Source organism: Campylobacter sp. IFREMER_LSEM_CL2194 (assembly GCF_025771685.1).
In the GTDB taxonomy this organism is placed as follows: Bacteria; Campylobacterota; Campylobacteria; order Campylobacterales; family Campylobacteraceae; genus Campylobacter_D.
In genome coordinates this window covers 1-18704 of the sequence record NZ_JAKMQS010000017.1, presented here as the reverse complement: position 1 = coordinate 18704, position 18704 = coordinate 1, and the positions used below count along the sequence as shown (strand labels likewise).

At 30.7% G+C, this 18704-nt stretch carries 18 protein-coding genes; 5 read left to right on the top strand and 13 right to left on the bottom strand.

All coding sequences use genetic code 11. From position 1 onward, the window contains the following. Both L8V79_RS07440 and L8V79_RS07435 read right to left on the bottom strand, forming a co-directional pair. Positions 1–1241: PDC sensor domain-containing protein (locus tag L8V79_RS07440; RefSeq protein WP_263703118.1), on the bottom strand; the 1241-nt coding region annotated here is incomplete at its 3' end. 95 nt (positions 1242–1336) lie between these two features. Then, positions 1337–1789, bottom strand: a complete 453-nt coding sequence (locus tag L8V79_RS07435) for a low molecular weight protein-tyrosine-phosphatase (protein WP_263703117.1) — start codon at positions 1787–1789, stop codon at positions 1337–1339. 206 nt (positions 1790–1995) lie between these two features. Between L8V79_RS07435 and thiD the strand changes: the two genes are divergently transcribed. From thiD to L8V79_RS07415, 4 genes are read left to right on the top strand one after another with little or no spacing between them, the layout of a single operon-like run. Then, positions 1996–2805 carry a bifunctional hydroxymethylpyrimidine kinase/phosphomethylpyrimidine kinase gene (gene thiD / locus L8V79_RS07430; protein WP_263703119.1) on the top strand — a complete coding sequence of 270 codons (810 nt, stop codon included), beginning with the start codon at positions 1996–1998 and terminating at the stop codon, positions 2803–2805. A 2-nt stretch (positions 2806–2807) separates the two neighbouring features. Beyond that, a complete protein-coding gene (thiM, locus tag L8V79_RS07425; RefSeq protein WP_263703116.1) occupies positions 2808–3587 on the top strand; it encodes a hydroxyethylthiazole kinase in 780 nt (259 codons plus the stop codon). Further along, positions 3574–4200: a thiamine phosphate synthase gene (gene thiE, locus L8V79_RS07420; protein ID WP_263703115.1), complete on the top strand. Its 627-nt coding sequence runs from the start codon at positions 3574–3576 to the stop codon at positions 4198–4200. The genes thiM and thiE overlap by 14 nt, the downstream gene beginning before the upstream one ends. After that, complete coding sequence (locus L8V79_RS07415) at positions 4197–4838, top strand: uroporphyrinogen-III synthase (RefSeq protein ID WP_318529923.1); 642 nt, start codon at positions 4197–4199, stop codon at positions 4836–4838. Before thiE ends, L8V79_RS07415 begins: the two co-directional genes overlap by 4 nt. Here the strand turns inward: L8V79_RS07415 and L8V79_RS07410 are convergent. Continuing rightward, entirely contained in the window at positions 4819–6153 is a 1335-nt protein-coding gene (locus L8V79_RS07410) for an MATE family efflux transporter (protein ID WP_263703113.1), read from the bottom strand. The genes L8V79_RS07415 and L8V79_RS07410 overlap by 20 nt on opposite strands. A gap of 271 nt (positions 6154–6424) precedes the next feature. On the opposite strand from L8V79_RS07410, the gene L8V79_RS07405 reads away from it, so the two are divergent. Then, positions 6425–7045 carry a hypothetical protein gene (locus L8V79_RS07405; protein ID WP_263664244.1) on the top strand — a complete coding sequence of 207 codons (621 nt, stop codon included), beginning with the start codon at positions 6425–6427 and terminating at the stop codon, positions 7043–7045. Positions 7046–7074: 29 nt separating this feature from the next. Here the strand turns inward: L8V79_RS07405 and lepA are convergent, their stop codons facing one another. Genes lepA through L8V79_RS07355 form a run of 10 tightly spaced genes read right to left on the bottom strand, consistent with a single transcriptional unit; the run spans position 7075 to position 18638 of the window. Further along, positions 7075–8865, bottom strand: coding sequence for a translation elongation factor 4 (lepA, locus tag L8V79_RS07400; protein ID WP_214098856.1), 1791 nt, complete (start codon positions 8863–8865; stop codon positions 7075–7077). 9 nt (positions 8866–8874) lie between these two features. Further along, positions 8875–9300, bottom strand: a complete 426-nt coding sequence (locus L8V79_RS07395; RefSeq protein ID WP_263703112.1) for a hypothetical protein — start codon at positions 9298–9300, stop codon at positions 8875–8877. A gap of 11 nt (positions 9301–9311) precedes the next feature. Then, positions 9312–12542, bottom strand: a complete 3231-nt coding sequence (ccsB, locus tag L8V79_RS07390) for a c-type cytochrome biogenesis protein CcsB (protein WP_263703111.1) — start codon at positions 12540–12542, stop codon at positions 9312–9314. A 3-nt stretch (positions 12543–12545) separates the two neighbouring features. Further along, positions 12546–13241 (bottom strand): ABC transporter ATP-binding protein, encoded by a 696-nt coding sequence (locus L8V79_RS07385; protein WP_263703110.1) that lies wholly within the window; start codon positions 13239–13241, stop codon positions 12546–12548. Then, entirely contained in the window at positions 13228–13998 is a 771-nt protein-coding gene (locus tag L8V79_RS07380; RefSeq protein ID WP_263703109.1) for an ABC transporter ATP-binding protein, read from the bottom strand. The genes L8V79_RS07385 and L8V79_RS07380 overlap by 14 nt, the downstream gene beginning before the upstream one ends. After that, complete coding sequence (locus L8V79_RS07375; RefSeq protein ID WP_263703108.1) at positions 13995–15026, bottom strand: branched-chain amino acid ABC transporter permease; 1032 nt, start codon at positions 15024–15026, stop codon at positions 13995–13997. Before L8V79_RS07375 ends, L8V79_RS07380 begins: the two co-directional genes overlap by 4 nt. 1 nt (position 15027) lies before the next feature. Beyond that, a complete protein-coding gene (locus L8V79_RS07370; RefSeq protein WP_039628648.1) occupies positions 15028–15924 on the bottom strand; it encodes a branched-chain amino acid ABC transporter permease in 897 nt (298 codons plus the stop codon). 20 nt (positions 15925–15944) lie between these two features. Then, positions 15945–17060, bottom strand: a complete 1116-nt coding sequence (locus L8V79_RS07365) for an ABC transporter substrate-binding protein (protein ID WP_263664239.1) — start codon at positions 17058–17060, stop codon at positions 15945–15947. 10 nt (positions 17061–17070) lie between these two features. Continuing rightward, positions 17071–18183, bottom strand: coding sequence for an ABC transporter substrate-binding protein (locus L8V79_RS07360; RefSeq protein ID WP_263703107.1), 1113 nt, complete (start codon positions 18181–18183; stop codon positions 17071–17073). A gap of 17 nt (positions 18184–18200) precedes the next feature. Continuing rightward, positions 18201–18638, bottom strand: coding sequence for a c-type cytochrome (locus tag L8V79_RS07355; protein ID WP_263703106.1), 438 nt, complete (start codon positions 18636–18638; stop codon positions 18201–18203). Positions 18639–18704 lie beyond the last annotated feature (66 nt).

The window sequence follows — 18704 nt, the reverse complement described above, 5'->3', positions numbered from 1 at the left end:
GCAAGCATTTCATTAAGATAATTTTTAAGTTCAAGCAATTGAGGGTGTGCTGGCATAGCAGTGATTCTTGCTGCTAAATTACCACCTTCAACCTCTCTAACGGTTTCTACTGATTGTTCTACTGCTTTAGCATCTTGTTCTAATGCATTTTTAGTTTTGGTGATGTTTTCATTGATAGCTTTTGCTATTATTCCAAATTCATCGTTACTCTTAACATCTATCATAGCAGAATCTTTAGTTTTATGATTGATAAAGTCAAAGAAAGAACTAAGACCATTTTGTATAGCTTGTAAAGGTGATAGATAATAAGAGATGATGAAATAAAGTAAAACAATACTTGCAATACTTGTAAAAATAACAATAATAGTTTGAATGTAAGCTATTTTTAGTGCAGGGGTTTCTATTACTTCTACATCTTCACCAGCACAAGTTGTATAACCATCAATTTTTACACAAATACCAAATCTATCGCCACCATTTTGAGTGGTATAATTAAAAATATTATAATCTCCAGCATTTTCATAAGCTTTAGCTACTGTAACTATATCTGGATTTTGCTCTCCACCAACTAATGATTTATCAGTTGATGCAAATACAGTATAAGCATGATCAAATACAAAAGTTCTTCCTGGTAATTCGTTAAATTTTTCTTGTAAGTCTTTAACTAAAACATCAATTGCTAATACCCCTATAAATTTACCATCTTTAATTAAAGGCATAGCATAGGTAAAACATGGCAATCCTGTTGTTGCATCAATATAAGCTGCTGTGATATATAAACCATTTTTCTTTCTAGCTTCTATATAAAATTCTCTTGTGGTGGCATCATAATTGTCAGCTTTTCCATAAATTCCATAGTCTAAGCCTTTACTATCGCTATCTGGATCGCTTACTATTAATTCTCCATTTGATTGAGCTATATAGACAGCCAAATAGCTGTTTATATCTCTAACGGTTTTAAGTAAATCGCCTGTGTTTTCCATAAGCTTTTCTTGGGTATTAAGTTCGTTATATGGAAGTCTTAAAATAGCTTGAGAAAGTTGCTCTAAAGAATGAGTATGGAGACTTTTAAAATCTCTCATTGATTTTTCTGCAACTTTTACATAGTTAGTTTCAGCCTTAACCACCTCATGATTTAAAGCTTTTTTTGTAAAAATAAAGCTAATAATTCCAAGTACTATCAAACAGATGATAGCTATAACATTAGCAATTAATGAAATTTTTAATTTAATACTTTTCATTAAATAACCTCCTTTTTTTATTTGCAATGTTGAAATTTGGTTTTATTATAACATTAAAATCAAAAATGTACAAATATTATCTAAATGATAAATTTTTATATTAATGTTTTTAAGAGTTTAGAGCATGCCTGCGAGAGTATAGTATAAGTCTCATTAAAATCTCCGCTATACCAAGGATCAGGAACTTCATCGTATCCTAATTCTAAAGCATAAGAAGTGATTTTGTGAATTTTGTGTTTAAAATTTGGAAAATTTTTAACTACATCATTATAATTAGAATTATCCATAACGATAATAAGATCATTTTCTTCACACATTTTTAAGCTTAGCTTTTGACTGCAAAATGGCTTGGAGTTGATATTTTTACTATTTAACATGGCTTTGGTTTTATAGTGCATATCCTCTCCATCATGATAACCTGAAGTGCCTGCGCTAGAAACAATAAATTTATCGTTTAAATTTGCTTTTATTAAAAGATCTTTCATGATAAATTCAGCCATAGGGGAACGACAAATATTCCCTAAGCAAACAAAAATAATTTTAGTCATTTTTTCCTCAAAAATTGTGTAGTTTTTTCAAAATTATAGCAGTATTTCAAAATATTTTTTAAGATTAATTAAAACTAAGATATAATTTTTCATTAATGGGGAGCTTTTGCTGAGAGGAAGTTAGACTTCGACCCTTGAGAAGTTTGGTAATGCGAACTTTGAATTCTTGCAAAAACTTTCCTTTTTTATAAAAAAGGATAAAAATGATACAAGCAAAAACAAAAACTAAAATTCCTATCTTAACTATAGCAGGAAGTGATTGTAGCGGTGGGGCTGGCATACAAGCTGATTTAAAAACTTTTAGCGCTCATAATTTATTTGGTATGAGTGTAGTTTTAAGCGTTGTGGCTGAAAACACTGCAAGAGTGATTTCTTGTTTTGATATACCCACTAAGATAATAGATGAGCAAATGTTAGCAGTTTATGAAGACATAGAGCCAGCTGCTGTGAAAATTGGGATGCTAGGTTCAAAAGAAATTATAACTTGCGTAAAAGAAAATTTATTACGCTTTAAAGCCAAAAATGTAGTGATTGATCCTGTGATGTTTGCAAAAAATGGCTATGCTTTAATGCCTTTGGAAAATTGTCAGTTTTTTAAAGATGAAATTTTATCTTTAGCTGATGTACTTACGCCAAATATACCTGAGGCTGAATTTTTATGTGATTTTAAAATACTTAATGAAGAGGATATGAAAAAAGCTGCTATAAAGCTTTTCAAAGAAGGTGCAAAAAGTGTTTTGATTAAAGGTGGGCATAGTAAAAATAATACTAATGATGTTTTTTATGACGGAAAGGAATTTAGTATTTTTAAAGCAGAAAAAATCAACACAAAAAACACACATGGCACAGGTTGTACATTAAGTTCAGCTATAGCTAGCAATCTTGCCTTAGGTAAAGAAAAGCATGAAGCTATAAAGCTTGCTAAAGATTATGTATATGGGGCTATATTAAATTCCTTAGCGCTTGGAAAAGGTTGTGGTCCAACAAATCATTTTTATCAATTTGATAAGGAATAAAAATGATTAAAATAGTAAGAGAAAAAAATCCTTTGATTCATCATATTACTAATTATGTTACAGCTAATGATTGTGCGAATGTAACTATAGCAATGGGAGCAAGTGCTGCTATGGCTGATTTTTATGAAGAGCAAGCTGATTTTGCTAGAATAAGTTCAGCCTTAGTATTAAACACAGGTACGATTAATCAACTTATAGCAAATTCTATGTTAAAAGCAACTAAAGAATATGCTTTATTAAATAAACCTATAGTTTTTGATCCTGTTGCTTTGGGTGTGAGTAAGGCAAGAGATGGGATTAATTTTGAATTACTTAATCTAAAAGGTATTAGTATTGTTAAGGCAAATGCATCTGAAATGGCTAGTGTTATAGGTTTAGATGGTAAAGCAAGAGGGGTTGATAGTACTTTTGTAATCGATAATGAGTTTTTAGAAAAAGCTAGAGAATATTCTTATAAAACTAAGCGTGTTTTAGCTATAACTGGAAAAATTGATTATATTATAAATCAAGAGCGCATTGCAAAAGTTTATAATGGCTCAATCATGGCTACTAAAATAACTGGAGCAGGTTGTATGTGTGCTTCTTTGTGTGGGGTTTTTGCAGGAGCATTAGAAGATAAATTTCAGGCTAGTTTATATGCTTTATTGAGTTTTGGCATAGCTAGTGAAATCGCTCAAGATCTTTCTAGTGGAAGTGGTAGTTTTAGAGTGAATTTAATCGATGCTTTAAGTAATTTAAATGATGAAGAAATTAAAAAAAGAGCTAAATATGAAATCATTTAAAATTTATCTTGTTGCAAGTAAGGGTGAAAAAAGCGAAAGCGAGTTTTTAAATATTTTAGAAGCTTCTTTGAAAGCCAAGATTGATATTTTACAACTTAGGGAAAAAAATCTTAGCACTTTAGAATTTTATAATCTTGCTTTAAAAGTTAAAGCTTTGTGTGAAATATATAATACGCCTTTTGTGATAAATGATAGAATCGATATAGCTATGGCTGTGAATGCAAATGGAGTGCATATAGGACAAAAGGATATGCCTTTAAAAAAAGCAAGAGAACTTTTAGGCGAAGATAAAATCATAGGACTTACAATCAATCATAAAAGTGAGCTTGCCAACACTCAAAGCGCTACTTATCTTGGAGTAGGGGCTGTTTTTGCTACGCCTAGTAAGCAAGATTGTGTTGTACTTGGTATAGATGGATTAAAAGAAATTGCTAGTTTAAGTTCTTTACCTATTGTAGCTATAGGTGGGATAGATGAAACTAATTTAAATTTGCTTAAAGACTGTAATATACAAGGTATAGCTGTGGTTAGAGCAATAATGCAAGCAAGTGATCCTTATATGGCAACTTTAAATTTAAGATCAAGTTTTGATAAAACTTTTATAGGAAAATAATGATTTATTTTATAGGGGATAAAGAATTTGATGGCGTTAAGACTATAAGATTAAATGAAATCAAATTTCTTGATTTTGAAGTGAATTTAAAAGAATTTGATTGTTTAATCATTAGCTCTAAGAATGCACTCAAAGCATTAATGTCAAGTAAAAGTAAAATTAATTTTGATATTAAACTTTATGCTGTGGGGCAAAAAAGTGCTGATTTTGCAAAAGAACTTGGTTTTAAAAATATCAAATATCCTAGTAAAGCTTATGGTAAAAATTTAGCTAGCAAGTTTTTATCTGAGTTTAAAAATAAAAAATGTCTTTATTTAAGAGCTAAGAAAATTAGCTCAGGCCTTGATGAGGTTTTATTAAATGAAAATATCTCTTTAAAACAATTAATTGTTTATGAAAATGTAGCCATAGAGCCCAAAAAAGATGAGTTAAAAATACAACATCCTAGTGTTTTTATCTTTAGCGCTCCTTCAAGCATAGAGCAATTTTTGAAATTTTTTGCATTAAAAAACGAAGATAAAGTTGTAGTTATAGGTCAAAGTACAGCTTTAAAACTTCATAATTTTAAAAATTTGTATATATGCAAAGAGCAAGATCTAAACTCTTGTTTAAAATTAGCTAAGAGTTTAGATCTTTAAAAGTTTTATATAGTAAATAAGAAGCAATAAACACCATAAGAACCTCGCTTGCAAAAGAAGCAAGCCAAACTCCATTTAAGCTAAGATAATATGATAATACCTGTATAAAGATAAAAGGTAATACTAAACTTTGTATGATGGATATGGCTAAAGAAAGCATGGGTTTATCTAAAGCGGTAAAAAAAGATGCGCAAAGTTTTCCAAGCCAGCTTAATAAAAAAGAAAAAGAAAACAATACAAGTGCATTTTGTGCTAGATTTGCAAAACTAATATCATTATTTTTATTAAAGAGAGAAACTATAATTTCGTTGAAAAAAAATGCAAGTAAAAACACAGATATTCCAAATACACCAGATGCTATAAACATTCTTTTAAAAATAGCTTGAATTCTTAATATGTTTTTATATCCATAGTTGTAACTTATAGCAGGTTGCATGGCTTCGCACATTGATAAAATTAAACCAAAAGCAAAGGTGCTTAAATAAAGTATAATAGAAAATGCCGCTAGTGCTTGATTCCCAGCTACTTTTAATAATATAGCATTAGCTAGTATGGTAAAAATAGAACTTGATATGTTTGAAAAAAATTCAGAAGATCCGTTATAAATAATATTTTTAAGTATTTTTAAATGAATTATGGGTTTTTTGAATTTTAAAATTAAGTCTTTAAAAATAAAAGGTATAAAGCCTAAAGTAGTTCCTAAAAACATACCTATACAAGTTGCTAAAGCAGCTGAGAATAAACTCCATTCAAAAATAACTATAAAAAGCCAATCCAAAATGATATTACTTAGAGCTACTGTGATATTAACCACCATGCTATAAAATGTTTTACCGCATATTCTTAAATAACTATCCATAGCAAAAGCTAACATGGTAAAAGGTGCAAAAAGAGCAAAAATTTGCATATATTCAGTGGATAAATTTTGTATGTTTTCATCAGCACCCATAAAAGCACTTAAAGGTTTTGCTAAGAAAAATCCTAATATTCCCATTAAGCAAGAAATTGCAAAAATAAGAACTATACAAAAAGAAAAAATAGCTCTTGCTTTTTCGATTTTTCCTTTACCTAGATTAATTGCTATTTGCACTGATGAACCTATGGCTATCATATCAGCCAAAGCAAAACTTATCATAATAAAGGGCATTACTAAATTCATGGCAGCTAATGAGTCTGTACCAAGGTATTTACCAACAAAAATTCCATCAATAATAATATAAAGATATATAAATGCAACACTTGCCATGTTAGGCAGGGCACATTTGCAAAACAATATAGTAGCATTTGTATTAGTGTAAAAATTGTGTAATGGCATAGTTTTCCTTATTAGTGTTTATTTTTGCGTTCTGTTTGATAATTTACGAATAAAATAAAGCTAATAGAGAGATTCTATACCTTCTATGATATCTTTAAAATACGGATCAACAATGATTATAAAAAAATCTCTAAAAAGCATTTATATCACCTAAATTTTAAAAATACAATAAATAAAAGAAATTATATTATAGTAGCGGTTATAAATTTCTTAATATAAAATTTAATAATTTTTATCCGATTTTTATAAACCCACAAAAAAAGGAGCAAGGATGCAAATAAATTCGTATTCACGTGTGGCGGTGGAGTCACAGATTAGCAATAGGAAGGCTGATTCGAATACTAAGCTTGAAGATGCCAATACTAAAAGCGCTAATAGCACAAAAGATATTGATGAGGATAAGCTTAGTAAGCTTGCTAGTATAGGCGGAAAAGGCATAACAGAACTTTATGCTATGAGTTTTATGCAACAAGCATTTAGCATGAGTTCATCTAATGGTCTATCTCAAGCTGGGATTTTTCAAGGAGCTCAGTCTAAGGATTCTTTAACGGCTATTTTATCAAATGTAGATTTTAAAGCTATAGGATATGAAGGTAAAGATATACTTAGTTTAAATGCTGATGAGGCAAAAGAGCTTATTGGGGAAGATGGGTATTTTGGTGTAGCAAAAACATCTCAAAGATTGGCTGATTTTGTTATTAATGGAGCTGGTGATGATATGGAAAAACTTCAAAAAGGTTTAGAAGGTCTAAAAGCAGGATTTGCGCAAGCGGAAAAAATGTGGGGTGGCAAACTTCCTGATATCAGCTATGAAACAATTGATAAAGCTATTGAAAAAGTAACTCAAAAAATCAATGAATTGGGTGGAAATTCTTTAGATATCAATGCATAAATTTATATCCCTAGTTTTAAACTAGGGATTTAGTCTATTTTTAAAACGCTTAAAAATGCTTCTTGAGGTAAATGTACTTTGCCAATAGCTTTCATTCTTTTTTTACCTTCTTTTTGTTTTTCAAGAAGCTTTCTTTTTCTAGTAATATCCCCGCCATAGCATTTTGCAGTTACATTTTTACCCATAGATTTTACATTTTCTCTTGCGATGATTTTATTTCCAATGCTTGCTTGAATGGCAACTTCAAAAAGCTGCCTTGGGACGATTTCTTTCATCGCTTTTACTAGCTCCCTACCTTTGCTTAATGCCTTTTCATTTGGCACTATGATGCTTAGTGCATCGACATTTTCACCGGCTACTTTAATATCAAGCTTTACAAGATCACCCACTCTAAATTCAATAGGCTCATAATCAAAACTAGCATAACCTTTGGTAAGTGATTTGAGTTTATCGTAAAAGTCCATAACGATTTCGTTTAAAGGTATATCATACTCAAGTAAAACACGCTCAGGAGTGATATAATCCATCTTAACTTGCATACCACGTTTGCGATTTAAAAGAGTGATTAAATTTCCTAAATATTCGCTTGGGGTTATGATAGTTGCTTTTACATAAGGTTCTTTTATGTGATCGATTTTATTTACTGGAGGCAGCTCGCTTGGATTTTGAATTTTTAAAACTTCTCCATCAGTTTGATAAATTTCATAAGTAACAGTTGGAGCAGTAGCAATCAAATCAAGGTTAAACTCACGCTCAAGTCTTTCTTTAATAACCTCCATATGTAAAAGACCTAAAAAACCAACTCTAAAACCAAACCCTAAAGCTAGCGATGTCTCAGGTTCATAGGTAATAGAACTATCATTGAGTTTTAATTTATCTAAAGCATCTCTTAAATCTTCAAATTTATCCGTTTCTATAGGGTATAATCCTGCAAAAACAAAAGCTTTGGCTTTTTCAAAACCACCAATGGCTTCTTTTGCCTTATTTTTGGTTAGTGTTATGGTATCGCCCACTTGAACATCAGCAACATTTTTAAGTCCAAGCACGATAACACCTACTTCACCTGATTCTAATTTTTTGGTTTTTATAGGGCTTAATGGGTGAGGGTAAAAAAGATCTTGTACAAGATGTTTTTTATCTGTACTCATAACTAAAACTTCATCATTTTTAGCTATATTTCCCTCATAAATTCTAACTAAAGCTAAAGCTCCAAGATAATTATCAAACCAAGAATCATAAATTAAAGCTTTAGTAGGTGCTTCATCATCGGTTTTTGGCGCAGGAATTTTTGTGATGATGGTTTCTATGAGTTCTTTTATACCTACACCTGTTTTTGCGCTAACACAAATTGCATTAGAGCAATCAATGCCTATAATATGTTCTATTTCGTGCTTAACTTTTTCTATATCAGCTGAAGGAAGATCTATTTTATTTATCACTGGTATGATTTCAAGATCGTTTTCTAAGGCTATATAAACATTGGCTATAGTTTGAGCTTCTACTCCTTGTGAAGCATCAACAACAAGCAAAGCTCCCTCGCAACTTGCTAAAGAGCGACTTACTTCATAGGAAAAATCAACATGACCTGGAGTATCTATTAAATTTAATACATATTCTTCGTTATTAAGTTTATAATTTAAACGCACAGATTGAGCTTTTATAGTTATACCACGTTCTTTTTCTATATCCATAGTATCCATTACTTGAGCACTCATTTGTCTATCGCTAATTGCACCACATTCGCTAATAATTCTATCAGCTAGTGTACTTTTTCCATGATCAATATGAGCTATAATAGAGAAATTTCTAATATTTTTCATCAAAAAACCTTAAGATTGTCTCATTTTTCTTTTTGCTAAACCTATTTGCTCATAAGCATCTATTTCGTTTTTTAAAGTTTTATATCTTTTTTTTAATTCATTATTTAAAAACGAAATATTCTTAGGAGTGGCATTGGCATTTGCTGAAATAGCACTAATAAAATCAAGTTTTCTTTTAGCGGCGCTATCTTTTGGATTAGATCCTAATTTTTGTGAATTTAAAAACTGCAAAATCAAAGCTTGAATTTCTTGAGAATTTTTTGCATCATTAGCTTTAGATATAAAATCTTCAATGTTAATTATTTTTGGAGTTTTAGTGATATTTGATTTATTGGTGTTTTTATCTTTGTGTGTAAAAAATAAAACTAAAAGAATTCCAAGTATAATAACAATAACTAAAGCAATAATCAAAAATACAAAAAGAGAATTATTCATTTAAAACTTTCCTATAATTTTTTTGCATAAGATTTTTTGAAATAACTTGCTATGCTTAATGCCACCATAAATAAAAAGCCCCAATACACATAATCAGGAATTTTTACTGAATCTCCTGCTGCGTAAGAGTGCATACCAGTTAAAAAGTAATTTACTCCAAAATAAGTCATAATAATCACCCAGTATGCAAACATAGAGCAAACTGCAAAAGTGTATTGATTTGCCCATTTTGGCACCATTCTAATGTGTAAAATAGCCGCATAAACTAAAATACTAATTAAAGCCCAAGTTTCCTTAGAATCCCAACTCCAATATCTTCCCCAGCTTTCATTTGCCCATATAGCACCTAAGAAATTTCCAACTGTAAGTAAGCAAAGTCCTAAGATCATAGCCATTTCGTTGATTCTTGTTGCTTCTGTAATATTTCTTAAAATATTTTCATTATGCTTACCATTGATTTTTAGCATGCATAGTAAAACAAGTACAAATATACCTAATAATGCACATAGTCCTAAAAATCCATAGCTAGCAGTAATAACTGAAACATGTATAGTTAGCCAGTATGATTGCAACACAGGAACTAAGTTGGTAATTTGTGGATCCATTTGGCTAAGATGAGCTACACCTAAAGTAACCCCTGCTAAAATAGAAGTTAAAGAAAGTGCAATAGGGCTTTTTCTGGAAAAGAAAATTCCAGATAATGATAAAGCCCAAGCTATATAAACCATACTTTCATAAGCATTACTCCATGGTGCGCGACCTGCTATATACCAACGCAAGGCTAAACCTAAAGTATGGATGAAAAATGCCACGATATTAAATATATAAACACATTTAAAAATAAAATCAATGCGGATTTTTGGCAGTAGCATCTTAATAAAAACTATAATTAAAAGCAAAAATCCAGCACAAAGATAAAGAGGGGTAAGATTTACAAAAATTTGACTTTTATTGAAAAAGATTTCTGTGCTAATTTTTTTAGCACTAGGCATAACTTCATGGCCGTATTTTTCTTGGTAATTTTTGATAGCATTTAAGTTTTTAGTTGCTTCATCCCAGTTATTATGTACAATGGAATTACTAACTGCATTAAAATAGTTTTCTAAAATACTTTTAACCTCCGCACCTTCTTCACCTTTTAATCCTATATAAGCTTCACGTGGTGCTACCCATTGATTATTTGTGCTATTTTGTAAAGGAATAAATCTAAAAATATCACCTGAGAAAATTAAATTTACAATATTAACCCTTTCATCAAGCTTGATGATTTCTTTATCAAAAACACTTCTGCGGTTTGGATTTTTTCTATTAGCATTTTCTACATATTTTTGTAGTTTATATGAATCTGTAGTGAAAAAATCTTTAAAACTAGTATAGGCTCTAGGCTCAATTTCTAAAATTTTAGAAATTTCTTCATTAACCAAACGACTGCTTGGCATAAAAATAATATCTTTATCATACCATGCACTACCATCAAAAATCATTGATATGATTGTTGCTTCAGCACTTTGTCCTTGGAAGGTCGTTGTTTTATGTATTTTTTCTAAAACTTCCATGGCTAAAGTATTAAAAGGAACCATTCTACCATCAGGCTTTTGCACTATCAAAGAAGCAAGTTCTTTAGCGTGTGCTTCATCTACCTTGATAGGCTCATTTGCGTAAGTATTTTGGCCTGCAAATAAAACTAATATAAAAGCCAATATCGCGCTTGTTCTTTTCAAGGTGTCTTGATTGATTAATTTAGCTAAAGTCCTAAATCTTGAATGAGGATTTAAAATATTTAAAAACATTCCTAATGTGAGTAAAAAATATCCAATATATGTAGGAATTTTACCCGGATCTTTATTCACTGAAAGTATGGTACCAAGCTCATCTTGATCATAAGAACTTTGGTAAAATCTATAGCCTTGATAATCTAAAACATTATTCATGAAAATTTTATATTCTAGTTTCTTATTAGCATTGTCAATTTCTACATAACTTGCATAAGACATAGGCGACATCGAGCCAGGATAGCGTTCTAATTCAAAGTCTTTTAGGTACATTTCAAATGGCATTTCTATTCCTTTAGGACCCCATCTTAAAAAGAAAGGTTGACCTGCTACATCAATGCGAATAGGCGAGTTGTATTCTACTAGGAAAACTTCTTTGGATTCTCCTTTATAGCTTAATTTTAATTTTAAAGCATTAATAGCATTATCTGAAAGTTGAGTTGGCATATATTTAGTGCTTTGTGCAAAATCTTTGAAATTATTTAATAAAGAATTATTCCAGTATTTTGCCTCACCAAATAAAGAAATCAAAGCATTGCGTCCTAGCTCTATCCAACTATTTTTAAACCAAGTAAAAAAGCTTTCATCTTGAGCTTGATTGATACCTTCTAAAGTTTTTTTACCATGTAAGGAAGCAAATTTAACCACTAAATTAATATCATTAAAAGAATATAATCTTAAATCTTTAGCTTGTGCTTTTTGATTTGCTTTTAAAATATTTTCTTTGCCATCACTCATTGACATGTATTTTAAATCAAAATCAGCACTAAGTTTTAAATCTTTATCGATTTTTATATAAGGACTTGGAACAGAGTCGTTTAAAAATGCTATATTAACGCCATTGATATTTTCAATATCTCCTGCTTGAAAAAGCAATTCTTTAGATTCGTTATTTTGTGAAAGCATTAAAGATAAAAGTGGAGCAGAATTATTATCATCAATATAAACTTCTTTTGCATCTAAGATTAAATTTTCATATGCAATTTGAGCTTTTTCATCAGGCAAGATTAAATCAAATGAAAAATCATTTACAAAAGGCAGGGTTGCAATATATTCAGATTTTGAAGCACTATATACTTTATCATCTTTTAAGGTTGCTATGTAAATATAACTTTTTGAAGTTTCAATAATATTGTTTTTTTCATTTTCTCTAATGTGTAAATTTCCCTCAAATCCCATATACCTAGTCATCGCTGAGCCTAGTAATATAAATAAAAATGAGATATGAAAGATTAAAAGTGGTATTTTTTTCTTATTAAACATTTTGTATTTAAAAAGAGCTGCTAAAAGATTAATCCCTAGTATGAGTTGTATAAAGCCAAACCAAGAAGAGCCATAGATCATCGCCCAAGCTGTTGGTGTATTATAAGCACTTTCTATGAAAGTAGCTAGGGCGCAAAATAGGGCAAAAATTAAAAACAAAAAAATAGAAATTTTTATATCCCCAAAAGCTAAAAGTTGTTTTTTCATGAATTAAGCTCCAAGGTATTTTTTTCTAATCTCATCATTGCCGATAAGATCTTTTGCAAGTGCATGCATAGCAATTTTGCCATTTTCCAAAACATAAGCATAATCGCTGATTTTTAAAGCTGAAAATGCATTTTGCTCTACTAATAAAATGGTGATTCCTTCTTCTTTTAATTTGACTATAATATCAAAAACTTCTCCAACTATTTTTGGAGCAAGACCTAATGAAGGCTCATCAAGCATTAAAAGTTTTGGCTCACTCATGAGTGCTCTTGAGATAGCTAGCATTTGAGCTTCTCCGCCACTTAGAGTTCCTGCAAGGGCATTTTTTTTATCTTTTAATCTTGGGAAAAGCCTATACATTTGATTTTTTAAATGCTCATAATTTTCTGCATTATTAAAAGCACCAATTTTTAAATTTTCCTCTATAGTAAGATTGATAAAAACCCTTCTTCCCTCAGGTACTAAAGCAATGCCTTTTTGAACTAGAGTGTGCGGTAAATGTCTTTGAGTGTCATAACCTAGAAAAGTTACCTCGCCAGTTTTTTTAACACAATTTAGCATAGCATTAAGTGTTGAGGTTTTTCCTGCGCCATTTGAGCCTATTAAGCTAACTATACTTCCTGTTTTTATAGTAAAATCAATACCTTTAACAGCTTCAATCAAACCATAATAAACATGTAAATCTTTAACTACTAGCATTAAAATCTCCCAAATATGCACTAATTACTTCAGGGTTTTGCACCGCATCGTTTGGTTTTCCCTCAAAAATAGTCTTACCATAATCAAGCACCATAACTCTATCACAAAGCTTATTTACAAATTTCATATCATGCTCTATAAGTAAAACACTAATTTTTTTATTATCTCTTATGTTAAAAATTAACTCGGCCAAATCATCACTTTCTGTAGAATTCATACCTGCTGCAGGTTCATCTAACAATAAAAGTTTAGGATTTGTTGCTAAAGCCCTTGCTATTTCAACTTTTCTTTGCTGACCATAACTTAAACTAGTAGCTTTTTCATCAGCCAAATGAGCAATATTGAGTTGTTCTAAAATTTCATAAGCTGCTTTTTTTGCATTTTTTTCTGCTTTGGAAAATCTTCCAAGATGTAAAAAGGCTTCGAAAATATTATATTTAATACTTTGATCAAAACCAATCAATACATTTTCTAAAACACTCATGCTTGAAAAAAGTCTTATGTTTTGAAAAGTTCTTGCTATACCTAGATGAACTATTTTGTGTGGTTTTAAATGATCAATTTTTTTTCCTAGAAAAAAGACTTCCCCGCTACTTGGCTTATAATTTCCTGTAATAATATTAAACAACGTAGTTTTTCCTGCACCATTTGGGCCTATAAGTCCAAAAATTTCACTTTCTTTAATAGCAAATGAAGTATTAGCTATAGCGCTAACTCCACCAAAATTTTTATGAATTTCTTTAAGCTCTAAAATCATTTTTTCTTCCTTTTAGAAAACTTAAACAAAACATCTGTTAATTCTTTATCTCCCATTATTCCTCTTCTTGCAAAAAGCATTACCAAGATCAATACAATGGAAAATACAACCATTCTAAGACCAGGCATAGCAGGGGTTTCATAACCAAAAATATTCATACTTTCATCTAAAAATCTTAAATACTCACTTCCACCTATTACTAAAATAGCCCCAATGATAGCACCAGTAGTTGAACCTAAACCACCCAAAACAATGATGATTAAAAGTTGGAAGGTAAATAAAAAGTCAAATTGCTCAGGTGAAACTGAAGCTAGTGCACAAGCTAGCAAACCTCCCCCAACACCTTCTAAAAACGCTGAAGTGCTAAAGGCTAAGGTTTTAATATTAAAGGTGTTTATACCCATTGCTAGTGCTGCATCTTCATCATCTCTTATAGCTTTCATAGCTCTACCAAATTTTGAACTAACAATGTTTAAGATGATAATAACAGAAAATATGGCAATCCCACCACTCCAGTATAAAGTAGTGTGTTTAGGAATGTCGTTTAAGCCTAAAGAGCCATTTGTAACAGAAGCAAAGTTAATCGCCATAAGTTTAATGATAATACCAAAACCTAGTGTTACAATAGCTAAATAATCCCCTCTAACTCTAAATACTGCAAAAGCCAAAACTAAAGATAAAAGCATAGCGCAAAGTCCAGCAGCAAGTAAAGCCACAATAAAACTTGGCGAATGAATCATCAAAATAAAGCTACTTGGATCTTCTAAAGAAAACTGATCGATTTTGCTTTCACTTGTAAGTAATACTAAAGCTGCAACATAAGCTCCTATAGCTACAAAGCCATTTGGTTCTAGTGAAAATTGTCCTGTAACCCCGTTGATAAGATTATAGCTTACTGCTAAGATAACAAAAATAGCAATATTGCTTAAAATTCCTATTTTATAATCATTGAAAAAATAAGGAGATATAAAAAGAAAAGCAAGTGCTATGATAAAAAAACTTAAATGTGTAATTTTTCTTGCAACCATCTTAAAACCTACTTTTTTCAAAATTTATGCCCAAAATTCCAGTTGGTTTAAAAAGCAAAATCAATACTAAAAAGATAAATGCAAAAGCATCTTTAAAACCAGAAAGATCGGGGAAAATAGCAACTACAACAACTTCTGTAAATCCTATAATCAAACCACCTAATACTGCTCCAGCAACCGAACCAATACCACCTAAAACAGCAGCGCCAAATGCCTTAAGTCCTATAAGAGTTCCCATGCTAGGTTCAACAGAAGGATAGCTAACAGCCCAAAAAATACCACCAATAGCGGCTAAAGCTGAGCCTAGTGCAAATACAATAGCGATAATACGATTTGCGTCAATCCCCATTAAATTTACAGTATGAATATCAAAAGCTAAAGCTCTAATAGCAATGCCATATTTGCTTTTATAAAGTATGAATAAAACCACTAATAGTATAAAAAATGTCAAAATAGGTACTAAAATACTATTAATGCTAATGCTGATATTATTAAAATTAATCACTGTTTCAAGATAACTTGGTACAGGAAAATATTTTGGGGTTGAGCCAAATAAGACATTAAATACATTTTGTATTAAAAAGCTTATACCTATGGCTGTAATAAGTAGAGAAATTCTAGGTGCTTTTCTTAAAGGTTTATAAGCTACTCTATCAATAGCTATACCTAAAGCTGCTGCAAATAACATAGCCAAAGAAAGAGCTCCTAAAAAAGGCACATTCATACTTGTGACACAAAATAAAGCTGAGTATGCACCTACCATCATGATATCACCATGTGCAAAATTAATCAATCTTAAAACACCATAGACCATTGTATAGCCTATAGCAATAAGTGCATACATGCTACCTAAGCTAAAACCATTTATAATTTGCTGTAAAATTAAAGAACTATCCATTGAACCTCTTAAAATTTTATTTACGGAAGAATCGTATCTTTATAAATTTGTTTTTGATTTTCTATTGATTTTATAACAATTGAACGCGTAGCATTGCCTGTTTTATCAATGTTAATTACTCCGCTAACACCTTCAAATTTTGAAGTAGCGTGGATATTGTTATTGATACATTCACTGTTAAAATCATTAATACATTTTTGCATAGCTTCAAAAATCACAAAATATGCATCTGCACCCATAGCTGTGAAATTTGGAACTTCTTTGCTTTGTTTTTCTTTTTCATAAGCTAGTATGAAGTCTTTTGAAAGTTGTGTTGGTGGGTTGTTATAATCAAAACTATCGGTAAATAAATATCCCTCTGCAGCATCTTGAGCTAAATTAACAAAGGTTTCATCAGCCACCCCATCTGCTGAACCCATAGGGATATTTATACCCATTGCTTTTGCTTGACGTGCAAATAAAGAAGCTTCGGTATAATATACTGGAAGATAAATAAAATCAGGTTTTAAATTTTTAATTTGTGAAAGAATAGCTTTAAAGTCTTTATCGCCTGCTGTGATTCTAAATTTATCTAAAATTTTTCCACCTTGCTTGCTAAATTCTTTTTCAAAGGCTCTAGTTAAACCCAAAGAATAATCCGCACTTTGATCGCTAATTATCACAGCTTTAGTATAGTTAAGTTTATTTTTTACATAATTAGCTAAAGATGAGCCTTGAAAGCTATCCATAAAACAAACCCTACTAGCATATAATTTTTTATTTAAAATTTTATCAGCAGTAGCTGCAGGAGCAACCACTGGGATCTTTTTTTCTTCGCCAATTCTTATCACTTGCAAAGTATTAGCTGTTAACATTTCACCAATTAGCGCATAAGCTTTGTTTTGCGAAACTAATCTTGTGCTAGCATTGGCACTTTCTATTTTATCACCTTTTGTATCAACTACTACTAAATTTACTTTATCTCCATTGCTTAGAGTGTTTTTCATGGAATTTGCAATTTTCACTCCATCTAAAGCACTTTGTCCATATGCTGCCGTAGAACCTGTTAGAGGTAAAACTACGCCAATGTTGATTTCTTTTGCTTGTATAATATTGCAAGCTATGACAGATAATATAGCTATACTAATTTTTTTCATAGTTTACCTTTCAAGGATTGATAATAGTTTTATATACTTGTTTTTGATCTTGTATTTCTTTTATAACTACAGAACGACTCGCATTACCACTAGCATCTATGCTTATAACCCCACCCACACCTTCAAAATTACTGGTTGAGTGAATTTTTTCATTAATGCATTGTGCATTAAGATTGCTAGCGCATTCATTCATTGCATTTACCATTACATAATAAGCATCAGCTCCCATAGCAGAAAATGCTGGAAGCTCTTTGGTGCCATGATCTTTTTCATAAGCATTGATGAAATTTTTAGACAAAGCTGTTGGAGGATTGTTATAATCAAAACTATCAGTAAATACTACTCCATTGACAGCATCACCACCAAGCTCTATAAATGTTTTATTATTTACCCCATCTCCTGCGCTTAAAAGTTTGTTAAATCCAACCGCTTTTGCTTGTCTTGCTATTAAGGCAGCTTCTGGGTGATAAATTGGCATATAAACAAAGTCTGGATTGATACTTTTAAGTTGTGAAACAATAGCTTTAAAGTCCTTATCACCCGAAGAAATGGTTAATTTTTTAAGTACTTTTCCACCATTTTGCTTAAATTCTTTTTCAAAAGCTCTTGCTAGACCCAATGAATATACATTGCTTTGATCGACTATAACAACCACGCTTTTTAAATTTAAATCTTTATAGGCATAATTAGCAAATTTATCTCCTTGAAAGCTATCCATAAAACAAACTCTACTAGCATAGCTTTTTTTATCTAAAAGCTTATCACCTGAGGCAACTGGAGCTATAGCAGGAACTTTTCTTTCTTCGGCTATGGATAAAACTTGCATAGTATTTGGTGTAACAGCTTCGCCTATAAGACCTAAAACTTTATCTTGAGAGATAAGTCTAGTAGTAGCATTTGCTGCCTCTATTTTATCACCTTTAGTATCAATGGCTATAATTTTAATACTATCTCCATTTTTTAAATTCGGGTTTAAAGTATTGGCTAGTTTAATACCCTCATATACATCATTACCATAGGCTGCTAAAGTGCCAGTAAGCGGTAAAACAACCCCTATTTTTACCTCTGCAGCATAAATTGAACTAGCACAAAGTAAGCTAGCTAATAGTAGATTTTTTTTCATGAAAACTCCTTTTTTTGTTATTTTAAAAATGTATTGTGTTTAGTTTTTGGTGCTGGCTCTTCTTCTAAAAGATCTTTTTGATTAAGCTCTATAGAAAAATTTTGTCCTTTTAAATAAGCTATGATGTGGTTCATATCACTATCACTTAATTTTTTAGCATACAAACTCATTTGGATATTATCGCTTGATTGATTTTTAAAATATCCATTAGCATAATCCTTCAAAGCACCTTTGATTTCTTCTGGACTTAAGTCTTTAAGAGCTCTTTTGCCATAAGAATTTTTTTCTCCATTCTCTCCATGACAAGTATTACATTTATTTTTAAAATATATTTCTTTAGCTTTTTCTAAGTCATAACTAATGTTATCATTAAAAGTATAAGTAAATAAAGATTTTACATTAAAAGCCAATAGTGAATTAAAAAATAAAACACTTACAATAAACAAGCGAAACATAAATATAACCTTTTTTAGTATATAAATAAAGCTCGATTATATCTAAAAAAAATAAATAATCTCACT

Coding starts and splice junctions, on each gene's coding strand:
- L8V79_RS07355 (WP_263703106.1), bottom strand. CDS start 18,638: ATGTTTCGCTTGTTTATTGTAAGTGTTTTATTTTTTAATTCACTATTG.
- L8V79_RS07360 (WP_263703107.1), bottom strand. CDS start 18,183: ATGAAAAAAAATCTACTATTAGCTAGCTTACTTTGTGCTAGTTCAATT.
- L8V79_RS07395 (WP_263703112.1), bottom strand. CDS start 9,300: ATGAATAATTCTCTTTTTGTATTTTTGATTATTGCTTTAGTTATTGTT.
- L8V79_RS07405 (WP_263664244.1), top strand. CDS start 6,425: ATGCAAATAAATTCGTATTCACGTGTGGCGGTGGAGTCACAGATTAGC.
- thiM (WP_263703116.1), top strand. CDS start 2,808: ATGATTAAAATAGTAAGAGAAAAAAATCCTTTGATTCATCATATTACT.
- ccsB (WP_263703111.1), bottom strand. CDS start 12,542: ATGAAAAAACAACTTTTAGCTTTTGGGGATATAAAAATTTCTATTTTT.
- L8V79_RS07435 (WP_263703117.1), bottom strand. CDS start 1,789: ATGACTAAAATTATTTTTGTTTGCTTAGGGAATATTTGTCGTTCCCCT.
- thiE (WP_263703115.1), top strand. CDS start 3,574: ATGAAATCATTTAAAATTTATCTTGTTGCAAGTAAGGGTGAAAAAAGC.
- L8V79_RS07370 (WP_039628648.1), bottom strand. CDS start 15,924: ATGGATAGTTCTTTAATTTTACAGCAAATTATAAATGGTTTTAGCTTA.
- L8V79_RS07385 (WP_263703110.1), bottom strand. CDS start 13,241: ATGCTAGTAGTTAAAGATTTACATGTTTATTATGGTTTGATTGAAGCT.
- L8V79_RS07365 (WP_263664239.1), bottom strand. CDS start 17,060: ATGAAAAAAATTAGTATAGCTATATTATCTGTCATAGCTTGCAATATT.
- L8V79_RS07375 (WP_263703108.1), bottom strand. CDS start 15,026: ATGGTTGCAAGAAAAATTACACATTTAAGTTTTTTTATCATAGCACTT.
- L8V79_RS07380 (WP_263703109.1), bottom strand. CDS start 13,998: ATGATTTTAGAGCTTAAAGAAATTCATAAAAATTTTGGTGGAGTTAGC.
- L8V79_RS07410 (WP_263703113.1), bottom strand. CDS start 6,153: ATGCCATTACACAATTTTTACACTAATACAAATGCTACTATATTGTTT.
- lepA (WP_214098856.1), bottom strand. CDS start 8,865: ATGAAAAATATTAGAAATTTCTCTATTATAGCTCATATTGATCATGGA.